This window comes from Propionibacterium acidifaciens DSM 21887 (assembly GCF_000426605.1).
Lineage (GTDB): Bacteria > Actinomycetota > Actinomycetes > Propionibacteriales > Propionibacteriaceae > Propionibacterium > Propionibacterium acidifaciens.
Map to the genome: position 1 here is coordinate 1 of NZ_AUFR01000034.1, position 12,406 is coordinate 12,406.

Genomic DNA, 12,406 nt, shown 5'->3' on the forward strand with positions numbered 1-12,406 from the left:
ACCGCATCCCGGCACCGACACGACCCAACCCCACCTCGATCATTCCGCCCACCGCCCGAAAAACACCAAACACTCCACAACAGCCCGACTGAAGACCTGGCGGACACTCCACACCGGCTACCGCAGACCCCTCCACACCTTCCCGCAAACCATCCTGCACGATCCTCTCCGTCCGTTCGACCGTCTCTGCGATGATGCCCGCATCGACGCCACGGGAGGCGTGCAGGACCGCCTCGGCCTTCATCCCGGCGAGCACGCGACTGCCGGAACGCCTCCTCCACCCGACCAGGACGGCGGTCTCCTTCCGGGGCGACCCCGACCCGCACGCCCCCACCACATACGAAACAGCACAGGGAATCCACGAAACACGGTTCCGTCTCATGACGGCCATAGTTTTCAATAACCCCCCGGATAAGGGCGAGAAGTGACGCTCCCGCCGCGTGAGACGGGAGACGTCTCCACGCGGGGGTGCTGGGAACCGGAGCATTCGAGGAGCGAGGCCCGGCAGGGTCCGAACGGGGCCGGACCCATTCCCTGGAAGGCGGCGGCTCCTCGTCCGCCCGGGGTCCGGCCGACCGGACGGGGCGGCTGGAAGAACCATATCGGCGACCCTCGTCCGCCCTGGCCCGGGTGAGTGCCGAGTGCGGATTCGTCGGCGGCGGGGAAACCGTCGTCCCGCCCGACCCATGCGCCGGCGACAAAGGGGGCCGGTGGGCGAGGGCCCCGCAGCCGACCGGGGCATCATGGTGGAGCCGCCCGACCCCTGCGCCCGACGGACGGGGCGCAGGACTCGCCGGATTCCGATGCCGCGGCCCTGCGGCTACACTGGGGCGCAAGGTCTCTCGCGCGGCGGTACCTCGCCCAACTCCCCCAGGGTCGGAAGGCAGCAAGGGTCAGTGAGCTCTGCCGGGTGCGCGGGAGGCCCCTTTTCGTCCTCTCGCACCGCGGAAGCGCCGAGCATCACCGACGGGCCGTCATGGTGGATCACCGGCAGGCCTCATCGTGTGCCCGGCCGAGCGGGGCGTCCAGCCGCCGGCCCGGTCGCCGCCCGCCCCTCCCCGCCGGGCGCCGGGTTGAGCGGGGCGGGCGGCCCACCAACGGGCCGATCCCGCCGAGCGGATGTCCCCCGGGTCCGCTCCCGGGGAAGCGCGATGATTCCCGCTCTGCCGGGCTGGACGCTGACGCATGGGTCCGCGAGAACGTCGACCCCGCTCAGCCGGGCCCGCGGCCGGTCGGGCTCAGACGAGCATCCGGTAGATGGCCGTGTCGGGCTCGAGCACCTCGACCTTGAGCGGCGAGCCGTCGATGCGGGCCAGCAGCGACCGGTAGCTGGCCGGGTCGCCGAGCTCGATGCCGACGAGGGCCGGGCCGGTCTCGCGGTTGGAGCGCTTGGTGTACTCGAAGACGATGATGTCGTCGTCGGGGCCGAGCACGTCGTTGAGGAAGCGGCGCAGGGCACCGGGCTCCTGCGGGAAGTTCACGAGGAAGTAGCGGCGGCGGCCCTCGTGGACCCCGGAGCGCTCGATCACCTCGGCGTAGCGGGAGACGTCGTTGTTGCCGCCGGAGACGATCACGACGACCTCCTGGCCGGGCTCCAGCTGGACGGAGACGTCGAAGGGGCGCCTGCTCAGGGCCGCCGAGGCGAGGGCCCCGGCGGGCTCGGCGATGATGCCGTCGACCTGGTAGAGGCCGAGCATCTCGGAGCAGACCTGCCCCTCGGGCACGGCGAGCAGCTCGGGGCTGATGAGACGCGTCATCGCGTAGCTGAAGTCTCCTGCGCGGGCCACCGCGGCGCCGTCGACGAAGCCGTCGACGTGATCGAGGGTGACCGGCCGGCCCTCGCGCATGGCAGTGACCATGCAGCGGGCGCCGGCCGGTTCGACGCCGATGATCCGGACGCCGGGATGGTTGACGCGCGTCCAGGCGCCGCAGCCGGACAGCAGCCCGCCGCCGCCCACGGGGATCATGAGGACGTCGGGCGCATGACCGAGCTGGCTGAAGACCTCGCGGGCGACGGTGCCCTGGCCGGCCGCCGTGCGTGGATCGTCGAAGGCGGGGACCATCGTCGCGCCGGTGCGCCCGGCCTCGGTGGCCGCCGCCGCGGCGGCCCGATCGTAGGTCTCGCCGCCGACGACGAGGTCGACGTGGTCGCCGCCGAAGAAGCGGATGCGGTCGCGCTTCTGGCGGGGCGTGGTGCTGGGCACGTAGACGGTGCCCCTGATCCGGAGCCGGGCGCACGACCAGGCGACGCCCTGGCCATGGTTGCCGGCCGAGGCGCAGATGACGCCCGCGGCGCGCTGGTCCTCGGTGAGCCGGGAGATGAAGGTGTAGGCGCCGCGCAGCTTGTAGCTGCGCACGGGTTGGAGATCCTCGCGCTTGAGCCAGACCGTGCAGCCGGTGGCAGCCGAGAGGCGCTCGTCGTACTGCAGGGGCGTCTCGGTGGCGACGCCCCTGAGACGTCCGGCGGCCTCGTCGACCATCCCGGCGAGTTCATTCATGTCCACTGCGCTCACCCGTTCATTGTGCCGCGCACCGCCCCGGGAGTCCGCACGGCGGCGGCATGCGGGAACGGCATCGGCAGGGCCCGCGCCCCGGACGCTCGGATTGGTCCGGGTCGGGGTGAGGCGGTAAGCTCTCCGGCGGAGGATTCGCCTAGAGGCCTATGGCGCTCGCTTGGAAAGCGGGTTGGGTTCACGCCCTCACGAGTTCGAATCTCGTATCCTCCGCCATCGCCCTCCGACGGATGCGAAAACGCTCGTCGGAGGGTTTTCCCGTTCCGCCGCACCGGCCTGGCCGCCGCCTGCCCCTCCCGCCCGCTGTGGTGCACGACGCTGGACGAGCACGCCTTCGTCGCCTCCCGTGACCTCACGCCGTACGTCTGACGAGGGAACCGGGCCCATTCCCTCTCCGGGCCCGGGGCCGTCACGGGAGACGACCCGCAGAGCCGTGGAGTCCCGGCCCCGAGACGACCGATGCCGCGCCCAACGCGCTCCCGCCCGGGGATGCGGACGCCGCGTGAACGCCCGTTCCGGTGACCGGAGACCATGCGCGAGAAGAAGGGTCGGCCCGGAAGAAGTGCGGGCCCCGGCCTTCACATCCACGAGCCAGCAGTTTAGGCTCTCCTGAGTGCCTCATCGTGGGGCGACGGCTTCCAGACGGAGGGTCACGAGATGTCCTTGATCCCTGAGACGGGTGCGGCGACCACCGGCGCTCTCGCCGGACGCACGCAGTCGATCGCCCACCGGCTGCTCAGCGGCGCCGGCTGCGCCTCGCTGCTCGCCCACCGCCTGGACCCCCAGGTCGGCATCGAGTTCCTCGCGCACGGCCTCACCCCGTCCGGCCGCATCGTCGTGGCCTGCTGCCCGGTCCCGGGCGACGGGGCGGCCGGGCTGCCGACGACCGAGCCCATCGCCGTGCGGTTCGACATCACGAAGGCCTCGTGCGAGCCGGGCGTGCACATCGTCTCGTCCGCGGTGCACCTGCTCGGCACACTCGAGTGGCTGCCGCCGCGGGTGGCCGCCCAGCTGCTCGCCGACGGTCAGCTGCCGCCGCGGGTGGCCGTCACGACGACCCACCCGTACGGCCGCCTCGGCGTCGTCCGGGCCCGACGCGTGCTGCTGCACGACTCGACCGGTGTCACCCCGATGGACCTCGGCCCTCTCCTCGACGCCTGCACCGGCATGCCCTTCCCCACCTGCGAGGACGAGTTCGACGCCTTCGACGCCGCGATGGGCCTCGGCGAGGACGCCCTGTGGGCCATCGCCGACGCCATCGTCGACGAGCGCATCGCCGGACGCATCTGCTCGCGCCACGACATGACCGCGGGCTGCCCGCACACCTGGAACCGCATCTACTGCGTCGACGTCGACCGCCACGGGCTGACGCTCATGGCCGTCGAGCCGACGACGACGAGCACCTTCTTCGCCCCGTTCGACGCCCCCGTCGACGAACTGGGGACGATGACTGACGCGCTGCGGGCCCTGGCGGACCGGGCGGCGGCCTGAGCCGAGGGCGACGGGAGCCCGACGGGTGGGAGCGCCGGGCTCTCAGACCCCCGCGGCGGAGGCCCGGGCGACGATCTCGCTCTGGACTATGTCGAGCAGCTCGGCCGCGCGCAGGTTGAGACGGCGGGACTCGTCCAGGTCGCGGTCGAGACGCTCGACGACGGTCTCGAGCTCGCCGACGCGGCGCTCCAGCTCCGAGACGCGGTCCGGGGCGAGGCGCACCTGGTCATAGGCGCGGACGGCCGAGCCGGCGCTGTGGCGGACGCGGGACATGATGCTCATGGTCGTGCCTTCCTGATGAGATAGCGGTGGCGGGGGCTCGGACCCTGCGGGTCGACGATCTCGACGGAGTCGATCCGCATGCCGAAGCGATCCAGACGGTCGGCGAACTCCTGCGGATTCCAGAAACGGTCGCCGCGCGGTTCGTCGGCGGCCAGGTCATGGCCGTGGCAGCCGCCGCCGACCCCGACGAGTGCCGCTCCGCCCAGGCCGAGCAGGTGGCGCATGACGCGCATCGTGCCGTCCCAGCCGAGGAAGTGCATGCCGTCGAAGAGATTCTCGACGACGACGTCGACCGGCCCGCCGAGCGAGGCCGCCTCGTGCAGGGCGTGCGAGGTCTGGCGCGTCGAGTACTGGTTGGACTGGAAGAAGCGGACGTCGACGTCGGCGCGCTCGGCCCGCTCCCTCGCGAGCATGAGGGCGGGGCGGGCGTAGTCGCTGGCCAGAACGGGGCGGTCGGCCGCCAGGTGGCAGGCGGTCAGGCCGTCGCCGCAGCCCATCTCGTAGACGCCCGCACCGTCGGTGAGCCGCTCGGCGGCCCAGAGGGCGAAGTCGGAGGGGCGCGGATCGGAGGCGAGCGAGGAGTTGCAGCGCCAGAAGTCCTCCCAGTCCTCGCGATAGGCGTCGAAGTGGTTCTGCCACCAGTAGTAGCGGCGGGCGACCTGCGGCGGGGTCTCGTACTGGTAGGAGGGATCGGGCGTGGCCCAGCCGGGGCCGTACATGGCGACGAAGATCGTGCTCGGGTCGGCGGGGACGGGCAGCTCGTGGCCGCGCACCTCCATCGTACCCAGCGGATGGATGCGCATCGAGTCCATCGGCTCGTGGGCGTGCGCGGTGGCGTAGAACCAGCCACTCACCTCGAAGCAGGTGAAGATGTCGACGTAGTAGCGGTCGATCATCGAGCGCCCGGGGAACATCACTTGGATGTGGCCGGTGGAGTGACGGACGAAGTCGTATCCGGCCGCGCTCAGCGCGCGCTCGATGCGGTAGGACTCCAACGCGATGTCGGTGGGGTTCGTGCACACCGACAGATAGGCCAGGTCGGAGTCGTCGTCATTGGGGATGAGATCACCGTCGCGGACGGGGCCGAGCAGTGAGCCGCAGTGCAGGAAGGCCTCGATGCCGCACTCGTCCCGCAGGAAGTCGGCGATCTCGCGGGTCGAGGAGAGGAGGGCGTCGAAGAACCCGTCGTCCTTGTCCTCGAAGCTCTTGGCGACCCGGCCCCACTTGTTGATGACCTGCGGGCTGCCGTCCGCCGGATGGTTGAGCTCCAACGGCTCGTCCGAGCCGCCGAGCGTGACGGTGACCCCCTCGACCAGGACGCGGTCCTCGCGCGGACCCACCTCGACGCGGACGTCGCCGGTGCCGACGAGGCGCAGGCGCATGGCGGCCGGCCAGGGCAGGTGCCAGCGGCCATCGGCGCCCCATCACCCGCGAGAGGTCCGCATCGTCCAGATGCGCCGGCCGCCCAGGTAGACCTCGACCATGAGGTCCTCGCAGCCGGCGGGCAGGACGAGGGAGATGTCCTCCCCGGTGACCTCGAGGGTCCCGGTCGGGACGGACGCGGAACAGTGGTCCGGTACCGTCATCGACGTACCTCCTGCGTCGTTCGGACACGGGCGGCGCGACGGGGACCGGGGGCGGGGATCCGCCGATACGAGCCTGACGCCCTCCGAGCGGCCCGGCACGGCGGAACCGCCGGACGGAGGGCCCTTACAGACTAGCGTCCAACGGTCGGGAACGGCGAGTGCACCGTCGTCACAGCACGGAGGTCATGCCCCCGTCGACGAGGATGTTCTGCCCGGTGACGAAGTCCGAGGCCGGGGAGGCGAGGTACACCAGGGTCCCGAGGAGCTCCTCGGGCTCGCCCCAGCGCCTCGCCGGGGTGCGCTGGACGACCCAGGAGTCGAACTGCGGATCGTTGATGAGCGCCGTGTTCATCTCGGTCTTGAAGTAGCCCGGCGAGATGGTGTTGACCTGGATGCCGTACCGGGTCAGATCGGCCGCCATCTCCTTCGTGAGCATCGTGATGGCGCCCTTGGCCGCCGTGTAGGGCGGCAGCGTCTGGCGGGCGAGGACGGTGACGACGGAACCGATGTTGATGATCTTGCCCGAACCGCGCTCGACCATCGCCGGGGCGAGGGCGCGGGAGACGTAGAACACGCCGCTCAGGTTCGTCCCGATGACCTCGTCCCACTGCTCCACCGGGAATTCGTGGAACGGCGCCCTGCGCTGGACCCCGGCGTTGTTGACGAGGATGTCGGGGACCCCGACCTCGTCGACGAGGGCCGCGACGGCCGCCGAGACGTCCTCGCGGTCGGCCACGTCGAAGACGCAGGACGCGGTCCTCACACGGTACTGCCGGGCGATGTCGGCGGCCTGCGCCTCAACGACGTCGCGATGGCGCCCGTGGACGATGATGTCGCACCCGGCGGCGGCGAGGCCGCGGGCGTACACGTTCCCCAGCCCGCGCCCCGATCCGGTGACCAGGGCGAGCCGGCCCGAGATGTCGAATGACGGCGATGTCATGCCAACCTCCTCCTTCTCCCCGGCACGGGGAGGCTCGACGTCGGGTCGACCCCGGTTCCCCGAGCGGGACCACTTGCCACCCGACCCCGAATAGGGTAACACTATGTTTCAGTCAGTGACACATCTATTTCATTGTTAAAAATGAACTGAGGGGTGCTCGGCGTCGCGAGGACGGGCGCCGGACCCCGGACCCGCCAGCGGCGGGCACGAGCGGACAGGTGGACCTCATGGCAGACAGGATCGAGTCGGTCGACGTCATCGTCGCCAGCCCGGGACGGAACTACGTGACCGTCAGGATCACGACGGCGGACGGCGTCGTGGGCCTCGGTGACGCCACGGTGAACGGCAGGGAGCTGGCGGTGGCCTCCTGCCTGCGCGACCACATCGCCCCCACCCTCATCGGACGCGACCCGGGCGCCATCGAGGACACCTGGCAGTACCTGTACCGCGGCGCCTACTGGCGCCGGGGCCCCCTCACGATGGCCGCCATCGGCGGCGTCGACATGGCCCTGTGGGACATCCTCGGCAGACGCACCGGTCAGCCCGTTCACCAGCTCCTGGGCGGCAGGGTCCGCGAGCACCTCACCGCCTACCGGCACGCGTTCGGCTGGGACCTGCCGTCCCTCCTCGACCAGGTCGACCGCCGTCTGGCGGAGGGATGCACCCACGTCCGGGTCCAGAGCGGCGTGCCCGGCCTCGACACCGTCTACGGGGTCTCGCGCGAGACCGTCTACGAGCCCGCGGGCCGCTCCGCGCGCCCGGTCGAGGAGCGGTGGGACGCCGAGCGCTACATCGCGACCGTGCCGGGCGTCCTGGGCGCCGTGCGCGAGCACGTCGGAGACGGCATCGGCCTGCTCCACGACGCCCACCACCGGCTCACCCCCAACCAGGCGGCCCGTCTCGCCAGGGCCGTGGAGCCGGTCGGCCTGTACTGGCTCGAGGACGTCACCCCGGCCGAGGACCAGGAGGCCCTGGCCCTCGTGCGGAGCCACACGACGACCCCGCTGGCGATCGGCGAGGTCTTCAACACGGTCTGGGACTGCCAGCGGATCATCGAGGAACGGCTCGTCGACTACATCCGGTGCGCCGTCGTCCACGCGGGCGGCATCAGCCACGCCCGCAAGATCTTCGCCCTGGCCGAGATCCACGGCGTCGAGGCCGCGCCCCACGGCCCCTCCGACATCTCGCCGATCGGGCTGGCGGCGTCGATCCACCTCGGCATGGCGACCCACAACGTCGCCATCCAGGAGTACATGGGCCACCCCGAGCCGGCCCACGAGGCGTTCCCCCACGCATGGACCTTCTCCGACGGGCACCTCGACCCCGGCGACGCGCCCGGTCTCGGCGTCGAGCTGGACGAGGAGGTCCTCCGGGCCCACCCCTACGACGCCGCCCACCTGCCCGTCGCCCGTGCGCTCGACGGCACGCTCACCGACTGGTGAACGCGGAAACCCCTCACGGAAGGACCCACCGATGAAATCGCTCAAGATCCTCGGCCCGGAGACCATGGTCGTCCAGGATCTTCCCGTCCCCGACCCGGCGGACGACGAGGTCCGCGTCCGGATCCACTACGTCGGCATCTGCGGCTCGGACCTCAACTACTACTTCAAGGGCGCCAACGGCCCCAACACGGTTCGGGAGCCCTTCAGCTTCGGCCACGAGATGTCCGGTGTCGTCGACGAGGACCCCTCCGGCACCTACGCGCCGGGCACGCCCGTCACCGTCGCCCCGGCCTCGCCCGGCCGGCCCGTCGCCGGACTCGAGGACAAGCCCTACCTGTGGCCCGGCAGCCACTACATGGGCAGCGCCGCGAACATCCCCCACGACCAGGGCGGGGCCAGCGAGTACGTCGTCATCAAGCGGTACATGGTCCGGGTGCTGCCCGAGTCCGTCCCCCTGAGGAACGGGGCGCTCGCCGAGCCCCTGGCGGTGGCCCTCCACGCGCTGGCCATCGCCGGGCGCAGCTCGGACGGCATCGCGGACCGCGACCTCCTCGTGTCCGGCTCGGGCCCCATCGGGCTCCTCGTCGCGGGCGCCGCGAAGATCCTCGGGGCGCGCTCGGTCACGTCGAGCGACATGCTGGCGGGCCCCCTCGAGCGGGCCCGCGCGCTCGGCGTCGACCGGACCGTCCGGCTGGACCGGGAGAGCCCGGACGACTCGGGATACGACGTCGTGCTCGAGTGCTCGGGCTCGCCGCGGGCCGTCGAACCGGCCATCCGGGCGGCCCGCAGGTCCGGCACGGTGTGCCAGGTGGGGACGCTGCCCGACGAGGAGATCCGGGTCAACATCGCCCACCTCGAGACCAAGGAGATCCGGTACGTCGGAACCTTCCGCTACGACGCGGAGATCGACGAGGCGATCGCCATGATCGCCGGGCACCCGCGGATCGCCACGGCGGTGACGCACACCTTCCCCGCCGAACGGGCCGTCGAGGCCTTCGCCACGGCCCGCGACAGCGAGAGCTCCGGCAAGGTCCTCGTCACCATGTGGACGGACCGACCGCCCGCACCATCCAGAAGCAGAACGACCCACTGAGCAGAAGGGACGAGGAGGACTCATCATGTCGAACGAGGAGAAACAGCGCCGGAGGGTGACCACGGTCCGCTCCGCCAACGGAGTGGTGGTCGAACGGACCGTCTCCGACCTGGCCCGGGCGGCGGTCTCGGGCTGGCTGGGAACCGCCCTGGAGTTCATGGACTTCCAGCTGTACTCGCTGGCCGCCGCGCTCGTCTTCAACCATATATTCTTCGCCAACGAGAACGCCGCCATGGCCGTCGTGGCCGCGATGGCCACCTACGGCGTGGGCTACCTCAGTCGCCCGCTCGGGGCCTGGTTCTTCGGCCGGCTGGGCGACCGCATCGGCCGCACCAAGGTGCTCTACTACACCATCGCGCTCATGGGGGTCTCGACGACCCTCATCGGCGCCCTGCCGACCTACGCGCAGGTCGGCATCCTCGCCCCGATCCTCCTCGTCGCCCTGCGGCTCCTCCAGGGCTTCGGGGCGGGGGCCGAGATCGCCGGCTCGTCCGTCATGCTCACCGAGTACGCGCCGAGCCACCACCGGGGCCTCGTCGGCTCCCTCGTCGCCCTCGGCACGAACTCCGGGACCCTGCTGGCCTCCGCCATCTGGGGCGTCCTCGTGGGTGCGATGTCCGACGAGACGCTCATGTCCTGGGGCTGGCGGATCCCCTTCCTTGGATCGGTGATCATCCTCTTCTTCGCGGTGTGGATCAGGCGCTCCCTCAAGGAGTCCCCGGTCTTCGAGGCCAGGGCGGACGTCAAGGACGGGGTCGCGGTCTCCAAGTCCGAGCTGCGCGAGATCATCGCCGAGGGCGGCGCCGACGAGGTGCGCAGCCCCGGCCGGAGGAAGGGCCGCGGCTTCGTCGTCGCCTTCTTCCTCCGCCTGGGGCAGGCCGGCAACTCCGGGATGATCCAGACCTACCTCGTGAGCTACATCACCGCCGTGCTCCTCATGAGCAAGTCCGTCGGCACCAGCGTCGTCATCGTGTCGTCGCTCGTGGGCTTCGCGACGGTCCCCCTCGTCGGCTGGCTGAGCGACATCTTCGGGCGCAAGACGATGTACATCCTCATGGCGTCCATCGCGATCGTCCTGGCGTTCCCGATGATGTACGTCCTGTCCGGCAGGACGGTGCCCGCCGTGTTCGCCGGCTACATCATCATGCACCAGACGTCGGTCCTCGCCATGGCGTCGCTGGAGAACCTCACGATGTCGGAGATCTTCGGCGCCAGGAACCGCTACACCCAGCTCGCCCTCGCCAAGGAGCTCGCAGCGATCCTCGGCACCGGCGCCGGCCCGGTCATCGCATCGGCCTGGGTCGCCGCGGCCACCGGCTCCTGGCTGCCCATCGCGATCATGCTCGTGTTCTTCTCCGTGTGCTCGCTGTCGGCGGCCATCGGAATGCCCGAGGTCGCGGGTCGTGACCTCACCCTGCTGACCGACTGCAGGCGGGGCGAGTCCGAGATCGGGCCGTTCGCCCGCCACGAGCGGGCGGCTCTGGGCGCCGACGGGACGCAGGACGAGCCGGCCCCGTCGCCGACGGCCTGACCCCTCCGGCGGGGTCCGCGGGCGGGTCCGGGATCCGACCGGCGCGCGGAGCGGATGCCCTCCGAGCCGGGAACGGAGGCAGCCGGCCCGTGCGGGGGGCGTCGGTACTCCGCCAGGCTGCTGCAGTATCGGTCCGTCTCCAGCCGGCCCGTGCGGGGGCCTCGGGCTGACTCCGGCGCCGCACCCCCGCCGAGGTCCACTCCGGCGGGGGTGCGGCCGTGGCCGACGGCGACGGGACGCGCCGCCCGGGTCCGCCCCGGGGCGGGCCCGGGCGGAATCGTCACCGATCGCCCCTACCCTTCTTGTCATGAGGATCCTGCACACGAGCGACTGGCACCTAGGACGCACCCTGCACGGGGTCGACCTGTCGGGGCCCCAGGCGCGCTTCCTCGACCACCTGGTCGAGCTGGCGTCGGCCGAACGGGTCGACGCCGTGCTCGTCTCGGGTGACGTCTTCGACCAGGCCCTGCCCCCGGTCGGCGCCGTCGAGATGCTCGACGACGCGCTGGCCAGGCTGTGCGCCCTCACGAGGGTCGTCATCATTCCCGGCAACCACGACAGCCCGCAGCGCCTCGGTCTCAACGCCCGGCTGCTCGGCGAGCGGCTGCGCATCCTCACCCGTCCGTCACGGGCCGGCGAGTCGGTGGTCGTCCCGGAGGCCGACGGTTCGGCAGGGCTGCTCGTCCACGCCCTGCCCTATCTCGACCCCGACATGACGCGCGCCGAGCTCGCCGAGGCCGTCGGGGCCGACGAGCCGCTGGCCCGCTCCCACGAGGCGGTCGTCCGGGCCGCGCTGGGGCTCGTCCGGGCCGCCCTGACCGCCCGGCGCCGGGGCGGGGCCGAGCGGGTTCCGGCAGTGGTCATGGCCCACGAGTTCGTCACCGGCGGGCGGGCCAGCGACTCCGAGCGCGATCTGCGCATCGGCGGCGTCGACTCCGTGCCGGCCGCGCTGTTCTCGTCCGTCGGCGCCGACTACGTCGCGCTGGGGCACCTGCACGGCCCGCAGGCCGTCGCCGGCTCGCGCGACCCCGACGCCGACCGCGGAGCCTGCGCCCGCCCCGGGCCGGTGATGCGCTACGCGGGCTCCCCCCTGGCGTTCTCCTTCTCGGAGAAGGACCAGCGCAAGTCCACGGCCGTCGTCGACTTCGACGCCTCCGGCGCGGTGAGCCGGGTGCGGCTCGTGCCCGCGCCGGTGCCGCGACGCCTGTCCGACGTGGCGGGCGGACTCGACGAGGTGCTCGGGCGCCGTTTCGAGGCCCGGCGCGACGACTGGGTGCGCGTCGTCGTCACCGGCGCCGAGCGCCCCGACGACCTCGTCCGCACTGTCAGGCGGGTCTTCCCGCACGCCCTTCAGGTGCTCTTCGAGCCCACCGGGCGCGGACCCGGGGCGTCCGGAGCCATCGGCCGGGCCTCGGATCCGCTCCGGGTCGCCGACGAGTTCGTCGAGCAGGTGTCGGGACGCGCGCCGAGCGACGCCGAGCACGCGGTGCTCGCACAGGCGCTCGAGGCCGCCGGGAGGCGGGGCTGA

The 12,406-nt window shown here is 71.8% G+C and carries 11 protein-coding genes, 1 tRNA gene and 1 other RNA gene; 7 read left to right on the forward strand and 6 right to left on the reverse strand.

Annotation, left to right across the window (positions count from 1 at the left end):
• A partial coding sequence (locus K336_RS19400) for a hypothetical protein (RefSeq protein ID WP_211223494.1) occupies nt 1-382 on the reverse strand: 382 nt, incomplete at its 3' end.
• Nucleotides 383-833: 451 nt separating this feature from the next.
• On the opposite strand from K336_RS19400, the gene ffs reads away from it, so the two are divergent.
• Nucleotides 834-930, forward strand: an RNA gene (gene ffs / locus K336_RS17855) — signal recognition particle sRNA small type.
• 308 nt (nt 931-1,238) lie between these two features.
• On the opposite strand, the gene ilvA is transcribed toward ffs, so the two are convergent.
• Nucleotides 1,239-2,513: a threonine ammonia-lyase IlvA gene (gene ilvA / locus K336_RS0110660; RefSeq protein ID WP_226906015.1), complete on the reverse strand. Its 1,275-nt coding sequence runs from the start codon at nt 2,511-2,513 to the stop codon at nt 1,239-1,241.
• A gap of 128 nt (nt 2,514-2,641) precedes the next feature.
• Between ilvA and K336_RS0110665 the strand changes: the two genes are divergently transcribed.
• Nucleotides 2,642-2,729: transfer RNA gene (locus K336_RS0110665), tRNA-Ser, on the forward strand.
• A 441-nt stretch (nt 2,730-3,170) separates the two neighbouring features.
• On the forward strand, nt 3,171-4,004 hold the full coding sequence (locus tag K336_RS0110670) for a hypothetical protein (protein WP_021796342.1): 834 nt from the start codon (nt 3,171-3,173) through the stop codon (nt 4,002-4,004).
• A gap of 42 nt (nt 4,005-4,046) precedes the next feature.
• Here the strand turns inward: K336_RS0110670 and K336_RS0110675 are convergent, their stop codons facing one another.
• From K336_RS0110675 to K336_RS0110690, 4 genes are all read right to left on the reverse strand, one after another.
• Nucleotides 4,047-4,286: a hypothetical protein gene (locus tag K336_RS0110675; protein WP_021796328.1), complete on the reverse strand. Its 240-nt coding sequence runs from the start codon at nt 4,284-4,286 to the stop codon at nt 4,047-4,049.
• The gene (locus K336_RS0110680) at nt 4,283-5,668 is read right to left on the reverse strand and encodes a class I SAM-dependent methyltransferase (protein WP_028707019.1); all 1,386 of its coding nucleotides are present in this window, start codon (nt 5,666-5,668) and stop codon (nt 4,283-4,285) included. The genes K336_RS0110675 and K336_RS0110680 overlap by 4 nt, the downstream gene beginning before the upstream one ends.
• Before the next feature lie 42 nt (nt 5,669-5,710).
• A complete protein-coding gene (locus K336_RS18670; protein WP_155945071.1) occupies nt 5,711-5,872 on the reverse strand; it encodes a hypothetical protein in 162 nt (53 codons plus the stop codon).
• Between the two features lie 169 nt (nt 5,873-6,041).
• Entirely contained in the window at nt 6,042-6,812 is a 771-nt protein-coding gene (locus tag K336_RS0110690) for an SDR family oxidoreductase (protein ID WP_028707020.1), read from the reverse strand.
• A gap of 227 nt (nt 6,813-7,039) precedes the next feature.
• On the opposite strand from K336_RS0110690, the gene manD reads away from it, so the two are divergent.
• The 4 genes from manD to K336_RS0110710 all read left to right on the forward strand — a co-directional run bounded on the left by manD (nt 7,040) and on the right by K336_RS0110710 (nt 12,406).
• Nucleotides 7,040-8,254: a D-mannonate dehydratase ManD gene (manD, locus tag K336_RS0110695; protein ID WP_028707021.1), complete on the forward strand. Its 1,215-nt coding sequence runs from the start codon at nt 7,040-7,042 to the stop codon at nt 8,252-8,254.
• Nucleotides 8,255-8,285: 31 nt separating this feature from the next.
• On the forward strand, nt 8,286-9,347 hold the full coding sequence (locus tag K336_RS16015; protein WP_051245681.1) for a zinc-binding dehydrogenase: 1,062 nt from the start codon (nt 8,286-8,288) through the stop codon (nt 9,345-9,347).
• 25 nt (nt 9,348-9,372) lie between these two features.
• Complete coding sequence (locus K336_RS16020) at nt 9,373-10,878, forward strand: MFS transporter (protein ID WP_081660774.1); 1,506 nt, start codon at nt 9,373-9,375, stop codon at nt 10,876-10,878.
• Nucleotides 10,879-11,185: 307 nt separating this feature from the next.
• Entirely contained in the window at nt 11,186-12,406 is a 1,221-nt protein-coding gene (locus tag K336_RS0110710; protein ID WP_028707022.1) for a metallophosphoesterase family protein, read from the forward strand.